Origin of the sequence: Actinomadura parmotrematis (assembly GCF_019458805.1) — a bacterium.
GTDB lineage: Bacteria > Actinomycetota > Actinomycetes > Streptosporangiales > Streptosporangiaceae > Spirillospora > Spirillospora parmotrematis.
In genome coordinates, this window is the sequence record NZ_JAIBOA010000004.1 from 1 (window position 1) to 17,957 (window position 17,957).

Genomic DNA, 17,957 nt, shown 5'->3' on the forward strand with positions numbered 1-17,957 from the left:
TCGCCGGGGGTGCAGGCCACGCAGCCCGTGCCGGCCGGCGCGCCCGGCCAGGGCCGGCGCCCGGCCGACGGCGGCGGCTTCCTCTCCGACGTCAAGGCGCTGCCCGGCCGCGTCAGCCTGCGGCTGCGGCTGACCGTCCTGTACGGCCTGCTGTTCTTCATGGCGGGCGGCCTGCTGCTGTTCGTCACCTACCTGCTGGTCGGCAGCATCCTGGACAGCGTCTTCCCGCCCGGCTACGTGGTGCAGACCCCCCGCGGCGACATCATCGACCCCGCCGCGATCAAGGACCTGGCGATGCGGCAGCTCGTCAGCCGCTCCCTGGTCGCCCTCGCCGGCGTCGGCATCATCGCCCTGGTGCTCGGCTACTTCGTCGCCGACCGGGCGCTCGGCTCGCTCCAGCGGGTCACCGCGACCGCGCGCCGGCTGTCGGAGAGCACCCTGCACGAGCGGATCGCGCTGCAGGGCCCCGACGACGAGATCAAGGAGCTGGCCGACACCTTCGACGCGATGCTGGAGCGCCTCGGCCAGGCGTTCGACTCCCAGCGCCGGTTCGTCGCCAACGCCTCGCACGAGCTGCGCACCCCGCTGGCGATCAACCGGACGCTGCTGGAGGTCGCGCTCGGCGACCCCGAGGTCTCCGACGACCTGCGCACCGTCGGCCGCACCCTGCTGGCCACCAACGCCCGCCACGAGCGGCTGATCGAGGGCCTGCTGCTGCTCGCCCGCAGCGAGCGCGAGCTCACCGCCCGCGTCCGGGTGGACGTCGCCGAGGTCGCCACCGCCGTGCTGGAGCACATGCGGCGCCGCGAGCAGCCGCACGACGTCGCCGTCCGCCCCGAGCTCGCCTCGGGCGCCACGCTCGGCGACCCGGTCCTGCTGGAGCACCTGGTCGCCAACCTGGTCGACAACGCGATCAAGCACAACGACGACGGCGGCGAGGTGTGGGTGCGCACCGGCGTGCTGGACGGCGTCACCACCGTCCAGGTGGAGAACACCGGCCCGGTGGTGCCCGCCTACGAGGTGGACCGGCTGTTCGAGCCGTTCCGGCGGCTGAACGCCGACCGCGTCGAGTCGGCCAAGGGCGCCGGGCTCGGGCTGTCGATCGTCCGGTCGGTGGTGAACGCCCACCGCGGCATCGTCCACGCCTCGCCGCGGAGCGGCGGCGGCCTCGTCGTCACCGTCCGCCTCCCCGCCGCCTGACCCGCCGCCCGACCCGCCGCCCGACCCGCCGCCCGACCGCCCGGTCAGCGGGTGGCGGCGGTGGCGGCGAGGGTGGGGTCGCCGTCGTAGTCGAAGGCCAGGCCGGTGAAGCCCGTGCCGGCGAAGCCGTTCCAGGTGTAGTCCAGCAGCGGGATCAGCGCGTACTGGTCCAGCGCGATCTTCTCGGCCTGGAGGGCCTTGGCGTCCTGCTCGGCGCGGGTGGCCGCGGCGGTCCGCGCGTCCGTCAGCAGCCGGTCGACGTCGGCGTTCGTCCAGCCCCCGTAGTTGGAGGTGTTGCCGGCGCCGCCGCCGAGCAGCGACGCCAGCATCGACGCGCCGCTCGGGTAGTCGGGGCCCCAGCCGAGCAGCGCCAGGCCGTTCGCGTCCTTCGCGGTGATCGCCTTGGTGAAGTCGGTGAGCTTGGCGGTCTCGTAGGAGCGGACGTTCACCTCCCAGCCGAGGACGCTGCGGAGCCGCCGGGCGACGGCGTTGCCGAGGGCCGTCTGCGTCTGCTCGCCGCGGATGAACAGGTCGATCTTCGTGCCGCTCGCGAGCCCGGCCGCCTGGGCGGCCTCCTTGGCCTTCTCGGTGTCGGGGGCGTCGCAGGACGGGCAGCGGCCGGGCGCGCCGAAGCCCTTGACGGCGGCCGGCACGATCCCGTGCGCGATCCGGTACCGGCCGCCGTAGGCCGCCTTGTTGAGCTCGCCGCGGTCCAGCGCGTACGACACCGCCTCGCGGGCGTGCACGTTCGTCATCACGCCCGAGCGCACGAGCGGGATCAGCATCCGCTGGTAGGGGGCGGCGCGCGAGACCTGCCGCGTCCCGGCGGGCGCGGCCTGCCCGAGCTGCGTGGACTGCAGGGCCGTCCAGTCGTAGGCGCCGGGCGCGGCGGACCGGTCGCCGCCGGTCGCCGTCAGCGTGACGCGGACGCCGTCCAGGCGCGCGCGCCCGAAGCCCCAGGCGTCGTTGCGGACGAGCGCGAGCTGCGTGCCGGTCGAGTAGCTCCCGACCTTGAACGGGCCGTTGCCGATCGGGCGGCGGTTGAACTCGATGTTGTTCGGCGCCCCCGCGCTGGTCGGCGCCGGGTAGAAGGCGGGGTCGGCGAGGCGCCGGTCGAACTCGCAGTCGGGCGCGCTGAGCCGCACCGTCAGGGTGTCGCCGGACGCCTGGACGCCGCTCAGCGCGGTGGCCTTGCCGGACTCGACGTCGGCGTAGCCCTCGATGCCGGTCATCTGGAAGACGGCGGTGCTGTCGGCGTCCTTGTTCTGCGCGCTGCGGTTCCAGCCGCGGGCGAACGCGGCGGCGTCGACCCTCTCGCCGTCGCTGAAGGTCGTCCCGGACCGCACCCGGACCGTCCAGACGCGGCAGCCCTGCCCGCCCGGGGTGGTGATGGACGCGGCGGCGCGGTTCACCACCGCGCCGCTCGCGTCGATCTCGGCGAGGCCGGTGTAGAGCTGCTTGGACGCCAGCCGCGCGAGGGTGTCGAAGGCGTGCGCCGGGTCGATGGCGTCGCTGGAGGCGTAGGACGGGCTCGCCGCCATCCGCAGGGTGCCGCCGTCGCGGACCGTGGCGGTGGTGGCCCGGTCGTCGGGATTCCCGCCGCCGCTCTGGTAGAGGGCGAACAGGCCCCCGCCGGCGGCCAGCGCGAGGACGGCGGCGGCGCTCCCGGCGACCAGCACGCCGCGCGGGACGCGCCCGCCGGGCGGCCTCCCGGCGCCCTGCGGGACGGTCTGCCAGGACGGCCGGAACGGCGGGGCGCCCGGCGGGGGAGTGGTGGGGCCGCCGGGCGGCGGCAGCGGGACGGCCGCCGGGGGCGGGGTGGACGCGGCGGGCGGCGGGGGCGGCGGGAAGGCGGCCGCCGGACCGGCCGGGGCGTCCGGGCGGGCGATGTTCAGGGTGCCGGTCACCGCGGCCTCGGCGCCCCGGCCGAGGACGTCGGCGGGCGCGGCGCCGCGCAGGCCGCCCGCCAGCGTCAGCAGCCGGACGAGGACCTGCTGGGCGGTCGGGCGGAGCGCCGGGTCCTTGGCGAGGCAGTCGGCGGCGAGGGAGCGGAGCGGCTCGGGGGTGCGGCCGAGGTCGGGCGGGGCGTTCAGGATGCGGTGCGTGACCGCGGGGATCGTGTCGTTGCCGAACGCGGGCCGCCCGCAGGCCGCGAACACCATCGTGACGCCCCAGGCGAACACGTCGGCGGCCGGGCCGGTCGGGGCGCCGGAGATCTGCTCGGGCGCCATGTAGGCGGGGGTGCCGACGGCGGCGCTGCTCAGCGTCCCGGTCGCGTCGAGCGCGCGGGCGATGCCGAAGTCGATGACGCGCGGCCCGTCGGGGGCGAGCAGCACGTTGCCGGGCTTGAAGTCGCGGTGCACGACGCCCGCCTCGTGGATGGCGGCGAGCGCCGTCATCGTGCCGATGGCGAGCCGGTCGAGGTCGGCGCCGCGGCGCGGGCCGTGCGCGGCGAGGACCTGCGCCAGCGACGGGCCGTCGATGTACTCGCTGACCAGGTACGGGCGGTCGCCCTCGATGTCGGAGTCCAGCAGCCGGGCCGTGCAGAACGGCTCGACGCGCCGCGCGACGGCGACCTCGGCGGCGAACCGGGCGCGGGCCCGCTGGTCGCCGCTGAACCGGGCGTGCAGCAGCTTCACCGCCACCCGCGCGCCGGGCTCGTCCTCGCCGAGGAACACCGAGCCCTGGCCGCCCTCGCCGAGCAGGCCGGTCAGCCGGTAGGGGCCGAGCGTCCGCGGGTCGCCTTCGCGTAACGGGGTCGGGTCGGGCATGGGGCTCCTTCGGGGGCGGGGGGCGCCGAACGGGACCGGGGCCCGGCGCGTGCGCGCGGGGCCCCGGTCCGCCGGCCGTTCTGCTGCCGTGCTACTGCTTGCTCACCGTGCCGTACGCCTCCGCCGAGCCGTCGCTCTCGGAGTTCTGCCGCCACTCCCAGCGCAGCGAGGAGGAGCCGGGCGTGATGATGAACGTGACGTAGCCGTTGGCGCACTGCGAGGCGTTCGAGGAGATCGCCGTCTCCCGGTAGATCTTCCGGGTGTCGGAGCTGGACGACGGCAGCAGCGCCAGCCGCGTCATGCAGGTGATGTGGGTGGAGGAGCTGTAGTAGTAGAACGCCGAGCCCGTGCTGCCGGTCAGGTAGAACTTCGGCGTGAAGGTCCGGGCGTTGACGTCGGAGGTGCCGGGCTGGTTGCCGGTGCCGGTGTAGATGCCGAGCAGGCCGCCGCCGCTCATCGTCATCGGCGCCGAGGCCCCCGACGACGGCGAGTAGGTGTAGCCGCCGGTCGGCGTGGGGTCGGGGTCGTCGGACTTGCTGCCGACGATCACCAGGATGATCACGACGATCACCACGATGAGCGCCAGCAGGCCGCAGCCGAGGCCGACGAACAGGCCGGTGTTGGACTTCGGCGCGGGGGGCCGCTGCAGCGGCGGCGCGAAGCCCGGCCCGCCGGCGCTCGGGTAGCCGCCCTGGTTCATCGGCATCGGCGGGCCCGTCGGGGAGCCCTGGTAGGGGCCCGGCGCGCCCTGGTAGACCGGCGGCGGGGTCGGCGGGCCGCCGCCGAAGCCCCCGGCGCCCTGCTGCGGGTACGCCGGCTGGTAGCCGCCCTGGTTCATCGCCATCGGCGGCGGAGTGATCATGTGCGGGGGCGGGTTCTGCCCCGGCCCGGCCTGCGGCGGGCCCTGCGCGAAGCCCTGCCGGGCCTGCGGCACCGGCGGCGGCGCGGGGAGCTGCGCGGCGATCCGGGTGCCCTGGTTCAGCAGCTCCTCGGAGTCGCCGGCGGCGTTCGCGGGCGCCGCGCCCGCCGAGTTCAGCAGGTTCAGCAGCAGCTGCGCCGCGGTCGGGCGGAGCCCGGCGTCCTTGGACAGGCAGCGGCCGACGAGGTCGCGCAGCTGCCCGGCGGGCAGCGCCGACAGGTCCGGCTCCTCGTTGAGGATCCGGTTGATGATGACCGGCAGCGTCTCGGCCTCGAACGGCGAGGTGCCGGTGCCGGCGAACACCATCGTCGCCGCCCAGGCGAAGATGTCGACGGCCGGGGTGAGCGCCGCGCCGGTGAGCTGCTCGGGCGCCAGGTAGCCGGGCGTCCCGACGACCATCCCGGTCGCGGTGACGGCGCTCTCCTGGGAGTTCACCGTGCGGGCGATGCCGAAGTCGACGACGCGCGGCCCGTCGGAGGCCAGCATGACGTTGTTCGGCTTGAAGTCGCGGTGCACGATGCCGGCCTCGTGGATGGCCGCGAGCGCGGTCACCGTGCCGATCGCGAGGCGCTCCAGCTCGGCGGCGCCGAACGGGCCGTTGTGCGCGACGACGTCGTGCAGCGAGGGCCCGTCGATGAACTCGCTGACCACGTAGGGCTGGTTGCCCTCGACGTCGGCCTCCAGCACCCGCGCGGTGCAGAACGGCTCGACCTTCTGCGCCGCGGCGACCTCGCGGGTGAAGCGGGCGCGGGCCGCCGGGTCGGCGGCCATCTGCGGGTGCAGCAGCTTGATCGCCACGTAGTCGCCGCCGCCGCGGGGGCGGCCGAGGAAGACCGCGCCCTGCCCGCCCGCGCCGAGACGCCCGACGACCTCGTACCGACCTAGTGCGCGCGGGTCGCCAGGCTCCAGCGGAGCGGCATCCGGCATGTTCTTCCTCCGGGGGGTAGCTCGTGCCTCAGGCGGGCACGATATCGCGTTGGTTATGACGTTTCGCCGATGAGTCTGGTTCGGGTTCCGGACGCCCTTCGCCCGATGCGCGCGCGGCGCCCCGCCGCGGCCCCCGAACCGGCCGATCTTGCAGGTGCGCGGCCGGACGGGACGCTACGGCCGGGTTGGCACGCGCAACCGTCCGGCAAGAGATATGATCCCGCCGCCGCAGGTCGCCCGGGAGGGCGCCGCGGCACCGATCCACGCCGAGAACGAAGCCGCCCGGAAAGTGACGTACGCCACACCACGACGCCACAGCACACGGTCCTCATCCGGGTGATCGGCGTCACTGCTGAGACCGGTCGCGCCTCGTGTGTCGCAGTTCACCGCCCGTGACAGAATTTCCGGCCCGGATCGGGCACAAGAACGGCCCGTTGTGCGTTAGACCCGCGCGACGGGGCGCATAAAGCATCGAGGGGGATGGAGAGACAAGATGGCGACCGATTACGACAGCCCGCGCAAGACCGACGACGACATCAACGAGGACAGCCTCCAGGAGCTGCAGGCGCGCCGTGCCGACAAGGCCGCCAGCATCATCGACGAGGACCTGGACGCCGGCGAGGTCGCCGAGCTTCCGGGCGCCGACCTGTCGAACGAGGAGCTGACCTTCCGCGTCGTCCCGCGCCAGGCCGACGAGTTCACCTGCACGCGCTGCTTCCTGGTGCACCACCGGAGCCAGCTGGCCACCGAGAAGAACGGCCAGCCGGTCTGCCGCGAGTGCGCCGCCTGAGCAGGGGGCGTCGCCGGTGAGCGAGGACCTCGGGCACGACGAGGAGCGCAAGGGTCGCGGCGGCGCGGTGGAGCCGTTCCACGGGGACGGCTCCGCCGAGATCGGAGAGCTGATCGGCCGGCTCTCCGCCGCCGCCGACGACGACATGGACCGCGAGACCCGCGGGCGCCTGCTCGGGCGCCTGGCCCGCCTGCTGGGCCAGAGCGCGCGCCGGGCGGGCGCCTCGGGGTTCGCGCGCGGCCGGTGGCTCGCCGACCTGCTGCTCGCCGCCGCGCCGCACATCCCGATCCGCGATCTGGAGACGCTGTCGGCGCACCACCACGGGCTGACCGGCGAGGCGCTCGCCGACAGCGTGGTGAAGGTCGCGAGCAACGCCACCACCGCCGTCGGCGCCGCGGGCGGCGCCCTCGCGGCGGTGGAGTTCGCCGCGCCGCCGATGCTGCTGACGGCGCCCGCGCAGCTCGCCGCCGAGACGCTGGTGGTGGCGGCCATCGAGGTCAAGATGATCGCCGAGCTGCACGCCGTCTACGAGGTGCGGGTCCAGGGGTCGGGCTCGGTGCGCGGCGCGGCGTTCGTCACCTCCTGGGCCCGCCAGCGCGGCGTCAACCCGATGGAGGCCGGGTCGCTGACGAGCGCGCTCGGCACGGCCGCCAAGTCGGCGCTGCGCAAGCGGATGCTGAAGACCTTCGGGCGGCACCTCACCACGTTCGGGCCGTTCCTCACCGGCGCCGCCGCGGGCGCCGCGCTGAACCGCGCCGCCACCCGGCGGCTCGGCGACGTCATCCGGCACGACCTGCGCGGCCGCGACCCGCGCGACCTGCCGAAACTGCTCCCCAAGAACGCACGCTAGCCCCCCCCGCCACCGGCCGGTCCGGCCGCGCCGCCGCGGAACCCCCTCCGCGCGGCGCGGCGCCCCGGGGCGTCCCGGCGGGACCGGGTCAGGCGAACTCCAGCTCGCCGGCGACCGCGTCCCGCCCGGCCAGCCAGAGGCCGAGCGCCTCGCGCGTCCCCCGCACCTCGGAACCGCGCCCGACGGGGCGGTGCCCGTCGGTCGGGACGAGCCGGTGCCGCAGCACCCGCCGGTTCAGCCACAGGCTGAGCTGCAGCCCCTCCCGGAAGATCGCGGTGGCGACGTCGCCCGGCACCTGCCGGGCGCGGCCGAGCCCGCGCAGCACGTCCTGGTGGTGCATGCCGAGGTCGCCGAGCATGATCGCGGCGCCGAGCCGGCTCGTCGTCGACGGCCGGTCCGCCCAGTGCCGCGCCCACTCCATGAGCCGCGCCCGCGACACCTGCCGGGCCCGGTCGGCCTGCGCCTTGTTCGCGGCGTTGATCCGGACGCCGTGGCGCAGGTAGGAGGCCAGGAAGTAGTCCAGGCCGATGACGTGGCCGAGGACGTCGCGCGGGGCCCACTCGGCGCAGAGGGTGGAGCCGGCGTCGAAGTCGTCGTCGGACAGCGCGTCCAGCGTCGCGATCAGCCGCCGCCGCTCGGCGCGCAGCGCGTCCTCGAACGGCAGCGTGATCTGGTCCAGGCGGCGCATCGCGGTCGGTCCCTTCGATCGTCCCCGCGGGGCGACGGGGACCGACCACGATACGCAGCCGGGGCGGGGACGGCGCGATTGGCCCCCCGTCCGATAAGACCCGGGGTCAGACCTCGGTCTTCAGGTGCTGCGAAGCCGTCCCGCTGTTCTTGGCCCACTGCCGCGCCGCGGCGCGGGTGGCGAGCAGCCGGGCGACCTCGACGCCGATGCCCATGACCACGATCCAGCCGATCGCCTCGCTGAGCGCGACGTCGGGGGATTCGGGGTTGGTCGGCGGCTCCTTGCCGGTGCCCTTCTTCCAGGCGACCGCGATCGCCTTCTTGGCGACCCAGCCGCCCGCGAAGGCCGCGCCGGCGGCCACGACCCGCCAGCCCATGTCGCCCTTGTCCGCCATCATCGTCCTCCCGTAGTACGGAACTGCCCCGACGGTACCGGAACGCCCTACCCCGGCGGCGCCGGGTCTCACCGGGCCCGGCGTTTAATCACCTGCGGATTCCGGGCCGCTCCCTACGATGGAGGCATGACAGAACAGCCACGTGCGCCGCGCGTTCCCGCCAAGCCCTCCCTGGACGGCCTGGAGACCGCGTGGGTACAGGGCTGGGAGGACGCGGGCACCTACCGGTTCGACCGGACGCGGCCCCGCGCCGAGGTCTACTCCATCGACACCCCGCCGCCGACCGTCAGCGGGTCCCTGCACGTCGGGCACGTCTTCTCCTACACCCACACCGACGCGATCGCCCGGTTCCAGCGGATGCGCGGCCGCGCGGTGTTCTACCCGATGGGCTGGGACGACAACGGCCTGCCGACCGAGCGCCGCGTCCAGAACCACTTCGGCGTCCGCTGCGACCCGTCCCTGCCCTACGACCCGGGCTACGAGCCGCCGGCGAAGCCCGACCCCAAACGCCAGATCCCGGTCTCGCGGCGCAACTTCATCGAGCTGTGCGAGCGGCTCACCGCCGTCGACGAGAAGGCGTTCGAGGAGATGTGGCGCCGCGTCGGCCTGTCGGTCGACTGGAACCACCTCTACAGCACCATCGGCGCCGACGCCCGCGCCGCGTCGCAGCGCGCGTTCCTGCGCAACCTGGCGCGCGGGGAGGCCTACCTGGCCGAGGCGCCGACGCTGTGGGACGTCACCTTCCGCACCGCCGTCGCGCAGGCCGAGCTGGAGGACCGCGACCAGCCCGGCGCCTTCCACCGGATCGCCTTCCACGCCCCGGACCGGCCCGTCTTCATCGAGACGACGCGGCCCGAGCTGCTGCCCGCCTGCGTCGCGCTGGTCGCCCACCCCGACGACGAGCGGTACCGCGACCTGTTCGGGACGACGGTCCGCACGCCGCTGTTCGGCGTCGAGGTCCCCGTCCTCGCGCACCGGCTCGCCGAGCCGGACAAGGGGTCGGGCATCGCGATGGTCTGCACCTTCGGCGACGTCACCGACGTCGTCTGGTGGCGCGAGCTGGACCTGCCGACGCGCGCCGTCGTCGGCTGGGACGGGCGGCTCGCCGCCGACCCGCCCGCGGGCGTCCCCGCGCACCCCTACGACGAGCTGGCCGGCAAGACGGTGTTCTCGGCCAAGGAGCGCGTCGTCGAGCTGCTGCGGGAGTCGGGCGACCTGGACGGCGAGCCCCGCAAGGTCGTCCGGCCGGTGAAGTTCTACGAGAAGGGCAGCAAGCCCCTGGAGATCGTCACCACCCGGCAGTGGTACCTGCGCAACGGCGGCCGCGACGCGGAGCTGCGCGAGCGGCTGCTGGAGCGGGGCCGCGAGCTGCGCTGGCACCCGGCGTACATGCGGGCCCGCTACGAGAACTGGGTGTCGGGCCTGAACGGCGACTGGCTGGTCTCCCGGCAGCGGTTCTTCGGCGTCCCGATCCCGGTCTGGTACCCCCTGGACGGCGCGGGCGAGCCGGTGCACGACGCGCCGATCGTCCCGGCCGAGTCGGCGCTGCCGGTCGACCCGTCCTCCGACGTTCCGCCGGGGTTCACCGAGGACCAGCGGGGCGAGCCGGGCGGGTTCGCCGCCGACCCCGACGTGATGGACACCTGGGCGACGTCGTCGCTGACGCCGCAGATCGCGGGCGGCTGGGAGCGCGACGCCGACCTGTTCGGGCGGGTCTTCCCGTTCGACCTGCGGCCGCAGGCGCACGACATCATCCGCACCTGGCTGTTCTCCACGGTCGTCCGGGCGGAGCTGGAGAGCGACGTGCTGCCGTGGAGCGACGTCGCGCTGTCGGGCTGGATCCTCGACCCCGACCGCAAGAAGATGTCCAAGTCCAAGGGCAACGTCGTCACCCCGATCGACCTGCTGGAGCAGTACGGCTCCGACGCCGTCCGGTACTGGGCGGCGAGCGGGCGGCCGGGCACCGACACCGCCTTCGACACCGGGCAGATCAAGGTCGGCCGGCGCCTCGCCATCAAGATCCTGAACGCGTCGAAGTTCGTCCTGCAGTTCGGCGAGCACCCGCTGGACGAGGGCGCCGGCGCGGAGGTGTGGCAGCCGCTGGACCTGTCGATGCTGGCGGCGCTCCGCGCGGTCGCCGCCGAGGCGACCGAGGCGCTGGAGGGCTACGACTACGCCCGCGCGCTGGAGCGCACCGAGCGGTTCTTCTGGGACTTCTGCGACGACTACCTGGAGCTGGTCAAGCAGCGCGCGTACGGCACCGGCCGCGAGGCCGCGTCGGCGCGGGCCGCGCTGGACGCCGCGCTGTCGGTGCTGCTGCGGCTGTTCGCGCCGTTCCTGCCGTTCGTGACCGAGGAGGTCTGGTCGTGGTGGCGGGAGGGGTCGGTGCACCTGGCCGCCTGGCCCGAGCCCGGCGAGATCCCGGGCGCGTCCGCCGACGGCCTGGTCGCGGGAGACGCGGCGCTGCTGCCGGTGGCGGCCGAGGCGCTGCGGCAGATCCGGCGGGCCAAGTCCGACGCCCGGCTGTCGATGCGGGCCGAGGTCGCGCTCGCCCGCGTCTCGGGCGCGGGAGCCGGCGCGCTGCACGCGGTCGCGGGCGACCTCCGCGGGGCGGGCCGCGTCGCCGAGCTCGACCTGGCGACCGGCGAGGGCGACCTCGCCGTCGAGGTCGCCCTCGCCGAGCAGGCGGGGGAGTAGCGGCGGGTCAGCGGCGGCGGGCGAGACCGAACTTGGCGCGGTAGCCGTCGAGGTTCTCGCGGTAGACGCGGTCGGCGACGCGCATGCCGTCGCTGTCCTGGCCGAGGTTGACCTCGGCGAGCGTCTCGGCGCGGGCGCGCAGCATCCCGGCGTAGGTGGCGTAGTGCGACGGGGTGGACTCGCCGCACGCCGCGGGCTCGCCGGGCAGGCACTCGGCGACCGGCGTCCCGAGGGCGGCGAGCGCGCTGCGCAGCGCCCGCGTCTCGGCCTGCCACTCCTGCTCGGTCCAGCCGGAGGTGAGGGGGGAGGCGCTGAAGAGGTTCATGGGCACGCACGGTAGCCGAGTCGTGACGGCGGGGCGGGCGATCCGCCGGAAAAACGCTGCCCGGCGGGCGGCGTCCCGGCCCGCCCGGCCGTTCCCTCCGGGGGCGGGGCGCACTAGTGTAAGTGGTCACTGACCCCCCCGAGGAGCCGCCCCGTGACGGAACTGGACGACTACACCGGCCGCGCCCGCGCGTGGCTGGACGGCGCCACCGCGGACCTGCCCGCCGACCCCGACCTCGCCGCCGCCCGCGCCTTCATGGCGCGGCTGTACGACGCCGGCTACTCCGGCATCACCTGGCCGGCGGCCTACGGCGGGCAGGGCCTGTCGGCGGCCGAGGAGCGCGCCTTCCAGCAGGCGTCCCGCGACCACCCGCTGCCGGTCGGCGTCTTCGGCATCGGGCTCGGCATGTGCGGGCCGACGCTGCTGTCGATCGGTACCGAGGAGCAGAAGCTCCGCTACGTCCGGCCGCTGCTGCGCGGCGAGGAGATCTGGTGCCAGATGTTCTCCGAGCCCGGCGCCGGGTCGGACGTCGCCTCGCTGCAGACCCGCGCCGTCCGGCGCGAGGACGGCACCTGGGTGATCAACGGGCAGAAGGTGTGGACGTCGGTGGCGCGGCAGGCCGACTACGGCCTGCTCATCGCCCGCACCGACCCCGACGTCCCCAAGCACCAGGGCATCACGATGTTCATCGTGGACCTGCACCACCCCGGCGTCACCGTCCGGCCGCTGCGCGACATGACCGGCGAGTCGCACTTCAACGAGATCTTCTTCGACGACGTGGAGGTCGCCCCCGACCACGTCGTCGGCGAGGTCAACGGCGGCTGGTCGGCGGCGGTCACCACCCTGCTGCACGAGCGCGTGTCGATCGGCATGGGCGGCACCCGCACCGAGCGCCCCGCCTCGTTCGCGGCGCTGTCGCGCACCGCCCGTGAGCGCGGCCTGCTCGCCGACCCCGCCGTCCGCGAGCGGCTCCTCGACCTCTACCTCCAGGAGCGGCCGTTCGACCTGCTGAACGCCAAGCTGTCGCAGGAGGTCAAGGCGGGCGTGCAGCCGGGGGCGCGCGGCTCGGTCGTCAAGCTGCTGCTCGCCGAGCTCACCCTGGACTCGGCCGACATCGCCGGCGAGATCCTCGGCCCGGACGCCGTCGCGCACGGCGAGGGCGGCGGGAAGATCGCCGGCGCGCTGGCGTGGGGGCCGGGCATGGCCCTCGGCGGCGGCACCAACGAGATCATGCGCAACATCATCGGCGACCGCGTCCTCGGCCTGCCGCGCGAGCCCGCGGTGGACCGCGGCGTCCCGTTCCGCGAGCTGAAGGTGGGCACCCAGGCGAAGGAGGCCGGCAAGTGAGGCTGCTGCAGAGCGACGACCAGCGCGACCTCGCGTCCGCCGTCCGCGCGTTCCTCGCCGAGACCTCCCCGATCGGGCGGGTCCGCGAGATCGCCGAGTCGGACGCCGGGCACGACCCGCGGGTCTGGGAGCGGATGGCGGGCGAGCTCGGCCTCGCCGGCCTCGCGATCCCCGAGGAGCACGGCGGGTCGGGCGCCGGGCGCGGCGAGCTCGCCGCCGTCCTGGAGGAACTGGGCGCCGCCCTCACCCCGTCGCCGCTGCTCGGCGCCGTCATCGCCGCCGACCTGCTGCTGGCCTCCGGCGACTCGGCGGCCGCCAAGGACCTGCTGCCCGGCATCGCGGCGGGCACCACCCTGGCGGTCGGCGTGCTGCCGGTCCCCGGCGACCCGGAGATCACCGCGTCGGGCGGGACGCTCACCGGCGTCGCGCCGCGCGTCCCGCACGGCCTGGACGCCGACCTGATCATCGTGCCGGCCGGCGGGGAGCTGTACGCGGTGCGCGGGGCGGACGCCGCTCGCACCGCCCTCACCACGCTGGACCTGACGCGGCCGCAGGCCCGCGTCGAGTTCGCCGCGACCCCCGCCCGGCACGTCGGCACCGCCGACGTCGACCGGGCGCTGGACCTGGCGTCGGTGGCCCTCGCCGCCGAGCAGCTCGGCGGGCTGCGGCGCTGCCTGGACGCCATCGTCGAGTACGCCAAGCTGCGCGTGCAGTTCGGCCGCTACGTCGGGTCGTTCCAGGGCGTGAAGCACAGGCTCGCCGACATGCACTGCGTGCTGGAGCAGGCCGAGGCCGTCGTCCGGTACGCCACCTGGGCGGCCGACGAGGACCCCGGGGAGCTGCCGGTCGCGGCGGCGCTCGCCCAGTCCTACCTGGGCCGCGCCTACTTCCGGGTGGCCAGGGACCACCTGCTGCTGCACGGCGGCATCGGGTTCACCTGGGAGCACGACGCGCACCTGTACTACAAGCGCGCCAAGACCGACGAGCTGCTGCTCGGGGCGCCCCGCCGCCACCGCGAGCGGCTCGCCGCGCACCTGGACCTGCTGCCCTGACGGGCGCCCGCCCTCGACCCGCCGCACGGGCGGCGGGTCGAGGGCGGGTAATGGTCGCACAGTGCAGGGCACGGTCACGGGGTGGCGCCGTGTGCCCGGCGGGCCGCCGGGAGAAGAGATGATCATGCTCTCGGATCATCCCGCGCCCGCCCGCGCGCTCGCCGTCCTCGCCGGCGCGGCCACGGCGGTCTCCTGCCTCGGCGCCCCGGCGGCGGCCGCCGAGCCGCCCGCCAACCCGTACGCCAATGGAACGGCGATCACGCTGGCGCAGCCCGCCGACCCGGCGAACGGCAAGTACGACTTCACCGGCAACGACGTCTACGGCGGCGGCAACGGCGTCACGCCGCCGCTGACGTCCACGGACCTGACGGTCGACGACACCGCCCGCGCCCACCACATCGTCTACGCGGGCAACCAGGCCGGCGCCCTGAACGGCACCGCCAAGCTCACCTACAACGGCAAGCGGCCCGACCTCACCAGCAGCGCCGCCACGGGCTACCAGGCGTACTTCCTCTACGGCGGCGGCGGGACCGGCAGCACCCACACCGCCGCGCAGGCCACGAACGTCACCATGAACGACGGCTGGGTGCGCGGCTGGATCCTCGGCGGCGGCCAGGGGCCGATCACCGGCGACACCCGCGTCACGATGAGCGGCGGCCTCATCGGCCCGCCGATCGCCTCGACCGAGACCGTCGGCCAGGCCGAGATCTACGGCGGCGGCATCAACGCCGGCGGCACCGTCAAGGGTGACACTTACGTCACCGTCAAGGGCGAGGTCTATGACGCGGCGACCTACAAGGCGGGCGACCCCGTCACCCTCGTCCGCCAGCACGTGCTGGGCGGCGGCTCGTCCGGCGCGGTCGTGACCGGCGACTCCCACGTCAGCATCGAGGGCGGCACCGTCGAGGGCATGGTCCTCGGCGGGCCCGGCGGCGGCGGGGTCGCCAACAACCTCATCGGCGACACCCACGTGTCCGTCACCGGCGGCGTGCTGTCGACGCGGGCCGGGTCGACGCGCGGCGGCAGCGTCTACGGCGGCGGGTACGCCGCTAGCCAGAACGTCACGGGCAACACCAACGTCTCCATCGGGACCGGCGCGAACATCCTCGGCGGCGTCTACGGCGGCGGCTACGCCGGGCCGTACAGCATCCAGGGCAACACCGTCAGCGGCAACGCCGACACCGTCGTCCTAGGCGGCCACATCGGCACCAACATCTACGCGGGCGGCGCCGGGACGTCCCGCGTCAACGGCACCTCCACCGTCCACCTGCGCCAGATCAAGCCCGGCAGCAGGTTCGCCGACGAGTTCACCCGCTCGGTGCTGCGCGGCGGCATCGGCACCGGCGGCACCGCCGAGACCCGCTTCGAGGGCTACACCGCCGACTACAAGGGCGCCATCGGTGCCACCAACACCGGGCAGATGGACGGCATCCGCTTCGTCGACGCCTCGCACCTGCGGGTCACCCCGGCCAAGTACCACGGCAGGAACTGGACGATCCAGAAGGGCTCGACCGTCGACGTCGCCGCCGCCGGCACGATGAGCAGCGTCTCGTTCACCAACGCGGGCCTGCTCACCCTGAACTCGGCGGCCGCGCCCGAGAACCTGCACTCCACCATCGGCGGCGACTACCGCTCCGACGGCGGCACGCTCGCGATGAGCGCGACCACCGACACCGCCAAGAACTTCCTCACCATCGACAAGGCCGCCAAGCTCGCCACCGGCCGCAGCGCGCGCGCCCGCGTCCGCGCCGGCGCGCCGACGACGATCGACCTGAAGCTGGCGCCGTCCTGGGACGGCCACCGCATCGACCTCGTCACCTCCGCCGACCCGAGCGACGCCGGCGCCTTCACGATGACGCCGATCCCGGTGAACAACGCCGACTTCCACGGCAACGCCGTGCTGCGCCACGAGACCAACGCCAAGGGCGGCATCACCTGGTACATCGAGGGCGAGCCGACGCCGCTCTACACGGTGACCGTCCACCACGGCACGCTGCCGGGCGGCCTCGCCCACGACACCTTCCACCCGGGCGCCCACGTCGCCGTCACCGCGACGGTCCCGGCGGGGCGGCGCTTCACGCACTGGGTGGTGGACTCCGGCGGCCCGCTGGCGGGCATCGACCTGCGCGCCGCCCGGACGTCCTTCACCATGCCGCACAACGACGTCGTCCTCACCGCCCACTTCGCGCCGATCCCGGCGGGGTACCTGCGGCTGGAGAAGCGGATCAAGGACCCGCGGGGGGTGCGCACGCGCCCCGTCACGATCACCGCGCGGTGCGCGGGCGGCGCGCGCACCACGCTGGAGGTCCCGGCGTTCCGCACCGGCCTGTTCCGGGGGAAGCCGCTCGACCTGCCGAAGGCGGTCCGCTGCACCGTCACCGAGACCGCCGACGGCGCCGCCGGGCCCGTCCGCGCGACGTCCGTCCACCAGGTGAACGGCGGCCGCGCCCGGCCGGGCCGCACGGTCACCGTCACCGCCGGCGGGAAGCACCGCACGGCGGTCCGCTTCACCGACACCTACAAGGCGAAGGGCCTGAAGGACTGAGCCGCCGGCCGGCCCGGGGCGCTTCGCCGCTCCGGGCCGGTCAGGCGCCCGGCCGGATCGCCGACAGGTCCCGCCCGGCCAGCTCGGGACGGGCGGTCAGCGCGCCGTGGACGGCCGAGAGCACGGGCAGGTCCGCCGCGGCCGTCGCGAGGGCGACGTCCTTGGCGGCGAGCGCGACGGTGAAGTGCGACCCGGTCGCGAAGGCGCGCTTCGCCGGGCCGCCCATCGGCCCGGCGAGCAGCGCCTCGCGCGCCGTCGCGGCGTCCACCCCGAGCGCGTCCGCGACCGCCAGGGCCTCGGCGACCACGGCGACGCCGCCGATGACCGCGCCGATGAGGACGAGCTTCAGCGCGGCGCCCGCCCCGACCCCGCCGCACGCGCGGACCGTCCCGAGCTCGGCGAGGACCTTCTCCGTCCCGTCCAGGTCGCCGCCCGCCAGGATCGCCAGCCGCCCGGCGGCCGCCATGTCCACGCTGCCCATGACGGGCGCGTCCACGAGCCGCACCCCGGCGGGCAGCCGTCCGGCCAGCTCGCGGACGGCGTCCGGGCCGATGCTCGACATCTCGATCCAGACCGTTCCGGCGTCCAGCGCCGGCACCACCGCGTCCGCGACCGCCCGCACGGCGTCGGGATCGGACAGCATCGTGACGACGACCGCCGCGCCGCGCACCGCCGCCGCGGGCCCGTCCGCCACCGCCGCGCCCGCCGCCCGGAGCGGCGCGGCCTTCGCCGCCGTCCGGTTCCAGACCGTCACGTCGTGCCCGGCCTCCACCAGGCGCCGCGCCATCGGCGCGCCCATGGCGCCGAGCCCGAGAAAAGCGATGTTCGTCATGGCCCCGACCCTAGGAACCGGCCACCCATGCGACAAGCGACACTTACGCATACGACATATGCGCACACCGCATGACTTACGGGATGCGCGTGCCAAGTATCTCCGGCCGATGGCCGCTCTAGCAGACGGCCACCTGCTGGCTGGTCACCGTGACGGAGTCCATGGGTTCGGGATCGCCGAGGAGCGTGACGTGAGCGGGCTTGTCGTCATCGGACAGGTAGAGGGTGATCGCCTCGGTGAGCGCCTCCTGCACCTCGGCGAGGTCGTCGCCCGTGACGAAGAGACCGGGCATTTCCCGCACCTCGGCCCAGAGCCCGTCGTCGCCCTCGTCGTGGATGACGACCGTCAACTTACGCGACTTCCGGTCCGTCATGACGCCCCCCTCCTGCCAGGCCGGCCTGCCGAGGTATCGCACTGCGCAGGCCGGGCGGATAGTCCCGCCCCTTGTTCATCGGCAGGGTGATCGGCCGCTGACCTGCTTTTCCATCTTCACTACATGCTTCCCACCGAGCGTACGTCGCCAACCGTGCTGCTGGAGAAGTGCGATCGCCGTCTTCTGGTTGAGAACGCGAGGCGGTTCGCCGTCTCGTCCCATCTGCTCTTCTCCCCGATCGAGATGT

The 17,957-nt window shown here is 74.7% G+C and carries 14 protein-coding genes; 7 read left to right on the forward strand and 7 right to left on the reverse strand.

Annotation, left to right across the window (positions count from 1 at the left end; all coding sequences use genetic code 11):
• Positions 1-9: 9 nt before the first annotated feature.
• On the forward strand, positions 10-1,200 hold the full coding sequence (locus K1Y72_RS07265) for a sensor histidine kinase (RefSeq protein WP_308286966.1): 1,191 nt from the start codon (positions 10-12) through the stop codon (positions 1,198-1,200).
• A gap of 44 nt (positions 1,201-1,244) precedes the next feature.
• On the opposite strand, the gene K1Y72_RS07270 is transcribed toward K1Y72_RS07265, so the two are convergent.
• Both K1Y72_RS07270 and K1Y72_RS07275 read right to left on the reverse strand, forming a co-directional pair.
• Positions 1,245-3,971: an ABC transporter substrate-binding protein gene (locus K1Y72_RS07270; RefSeq protein ID WP_220164538.1), complete on the reverse strand. Its 2,727-nt coding sequence runs from the start codon at positions 3,969-3,971 to the stop codon at positions 1,245-1,247.
• 91 nt (positions 3,972-4,062) lie between these two features.
• Positions 4,063-5,817, reverse strand: coding sequence for a serine/threonine protein kinase (locus K1Y72_RS07275; RefSeq protein ID WP_220164539.1), 1,755 nt, complete (start codon positions 5,815-5,817; stop codon positions 4,063-4,065).
• Positions 5,818-6,310: 493 nt separating this feature from the next.
• On the opposite strand from K1Y72_RS07275, the gene K1Y72_RS07280 reads away from it, so the two are divergent.
• The gene (locus K1Y72_RS07280) at positions 6,311-6,607 is read left to right on the forward strand and encodes a DUF4193 domain-containing protein (RefSeq protein ID WP_220164541.1); all 297 of its coding nucleotides are present in this window, start codon (positions 6,311-6,313) and stop codon (positions 6,605-6,607) included.
• 16 nt (positions 6,608-6,623) lie between these two features.
• On the forward strand, positions 6,624-7,457 hold the full coding sequence (locus K1Y72_RS07285) for a hypothetical protein (RefSeq protein WP_308286943.1): 834 nt from the start codon (positions 6,624-6,626) through the stop codon (positions 7,455-7,457).
• 88 nt (positions 7,458-7,545) lie between these two features.
• On the opposite strand, the gene K1Y72_RS07290 is transcribed toward K1Y72_RS07285, so the two are convergent.
• A complete protein-coding gene (locus tag K1Y72_RS07290; RefSeq protein ID WP_220164543.1) occupies positions 7,546-8,145 on the reverse strand; it encodes a maleylpyruvate isomerase family mycothiol-dependent enzyme in 600 nt (199 codons plus the stop codon).
• A gap of 106 nt (positions 8,146-8,251) precedes the next feature.
• Complete coding sequence (locus K1Y72_RS07295; RefSeq protein ID WP_220165119.1) at positions 8,252-8,539, reverse strand: DUF4235 domain-containing protein; 288 nt, start codon at positions 8,537-8,539, stop codon at positions 8,252-8,254.
• Positions 8,540-8,665: 126 nt separating this feature from the next.
• On the opposite strand from K1Y72_RS07295, the gene valS reads away from it, so the two are divergent.
• Positions 8,666-11,236 (forward strand): valine--tRNA ligase, encoded by a 2,571-nt coding sequence (gene valS, locus K1Y72_RS07300; protein ID WP_220164545.1) that lies wholly within the window; start codon positions 8,666-8,668, stop codon positions 11,234-11,236.
• A gap of 7 nt (positions 11,237-11,243) precedes the next feature.
• Here valS and K1Y72_RS07305 read toward each other — a convergent pair whose 3' ends face one another.
• Entirely contained in the window at positions 11,244-11,561 is a 318-nt protein-coding gene (locus K1Y72_RS07305; RefSeq protein ID WP_220164547.1) for a hypothetical protein, read from the reverse strand.
• 153 nt (positions 11,562-11,714) lie between these two features.
• On the opposite strand from K1Y72_RS07305, the gene K1Y72_RS07310 reads away from it, so the two are divergent.
• The 3 genes from K1Y72_RS07310 to K1Y72_RS07320 all read left to right on the forward strand — a co-directional run bounded on the left by K1Y72_RS07310 (position 11,715) and on the right by K1Y72_RS07320 (position 16,505).
• Positions 11,715-12,908, forward strand: a complete 1,194-nt coding sequence (locus K1Y72_RS07310) for an acyl-CoA dehydrogenase family protein (RefSeq protein WP_220164549.1) — start codon at positions 11,715-11,717, stop codon at positions 12,906-12,908.
• Complete coding sequence (locus K1Y72_RS07315; RefSeq protein WP_220164551.1) at positions 12,905-13,960, forward strand: acyl-CoA dehydrogenase family protein; 1,056 nt, start codon at positions 12,905-12,907, stop codon at positions 13,958-13,960. The genes K1Y72_RS07310 and K1Y72_RS07315 overlap by 4 nt, the downstream gene beginning before the upstream one ends.
• 118 nt (positions 13,961-14,078) lie before the next feature.
• Positions 14,079-16,505, forward strand: a complete 2,427-nt coding sequence (locus tag K1Y72_RS07320; RefSeq protein ID WP_220164553.1) for an InlB B-repeat-containing protein — start codon at positions 14,079-14,081, stop codon at positions 16,503-16,505.
• Between the two features lie 40 nt (positions 16,506-16,545).
• Here K1Y72_RS07320 and K1Y72_RS07325 read toward each other — a convergent pair whose 3' ends face one another.
• Together K1Y72_RS07325 and K1Y72_RS07330 are read right to left on the reverse strand one after the other, a co-directional pair.
• A complete protein-coding gene (locus K1Y72_RS07325; protein WP_220164556.1) occupies positions 16,546-17,337 on the reverse strand; it encodes an NAD(P)-dependent oxidoreductase in 792 nt (263 codons plus the stop codon).
• A 118-nt stretch (positions 17,338-17,455) separates the two neighbouring features.
• Positions 17,456-17,710, reverse strand: a complete 255-nt coding sequence (locus K1Y72_RS07330; RefSeq protein ID WP_220164558.1) for a type II toxin-antitoxin system HicB family antitoxin — start codon at positions 17,708-17,710, stop codon at positions 17,456-17,458.
• Positions 17,711-17,957: the final 247 nt, after the last annotated feature.